General features: G+C 44.8%; 1 protein-coding gene. It reads left to right on the forward strand.

Annotation, left to right across the window (positions count from 1 at the left end; all coding sequences use genetic code 11):
- Window positions 1-1,140, forward strand: a 1,140-nt coding sequence (locus PAN06_RS14315; RefSeq protein ID WP_269796665.1) for a prealbumin-like fold domain-containing protein, incomplete at both ends; no start/stop codon positions are given.

Consider the following 1,140-nt stretch of genomic DNA (forward strand, 5'->3'; position numbering starts at 1 on the left):
GGACCTTCACCAATAAAGTTTATGTCGCTGGAAATGGGATCCACGATCTTGAAAATGCCAACCCTGATCGGGTCACGGAAGATGTGTATGATCTGAACGGAAATGGTTCAACAACGGATAAAATTCCATATGCGGAATCAAACTATACGATTGTGGCTGCTGAAGGAATCTATGCACGCAAATATATCGCTAAAAATGATGATCTATCCGATGCATCTACTGTTACTCGTACCTTCAAGCCTGGTGAAACCTTTAACTACAAGATCACCATTAAAAACAATACAGATAAGCCAGTCGAAGACGGAGTTGTTTACGATGCTCTACCAAAAGTACACGATGTCAATACCCTAGATGGGTCGAATCGTTTGACTGAATATACGGTTAGCCTCCGTGGACCTATAGCTGCCCCTGAAGGCTGGACAGTCTACTACACGACAGACTCTAGCGTCACAAGTGACACTATGGAGCAGGCAGCAGATAAGGATATCTGGACGACAGCCGTAGCAGATTACAGTCAAGTGACGGGTATCAAGTTTGTGGCGGATAAAGGAACGACGATCCCAGCCCGTAGCGAAGCAAACTTTGGTGTCCCAGTTGTTAACCCAACGGAGTTGACCAAAGACGTCAAAGACTTGATGCAAAAACGCACCAAAGATAATGAAGACAACGGTGGTCGTTCAGGTGTAGTCCAAGCCCATAACCAATTTGGTTACAAGGCCAAAGGCCACGAAGGAAACCGTGAATCGAATACCGTAACTGCACAAATCTTCTCAGCTGCTTTCCAAGTCAAGAAAGTGGATAAGGACAATCCGAAGAAAGTCCTTGAAGGTGCTGAATTTACCTTAACAGATGCAAATGGAGCTGTTGTTGCGACGGCAACTTCTGATAAGAATGGGGAACTTTCATTTAGTACCTTGACAGAAGGAACCTATACGCTCAAAGAAACACAAGCACCTGCAAATTACAAGTTGGATGCAACAGAACATGCAGTGGTTGTGACCTATGATGCAGACAAGCAAATCTACCACGTCACGGTGGATGGAAAAGCTGTCGGCTCCAAAGCAGTCCCAGTTGAGATCGCTGATGAAGCAGATATCAAGTATATCGATCTTGAAGCTTCAAAAGTTTGGGATGACCAAG

This window comes from Streptococcus sp. SM3 (assembly GCF_027497875.1).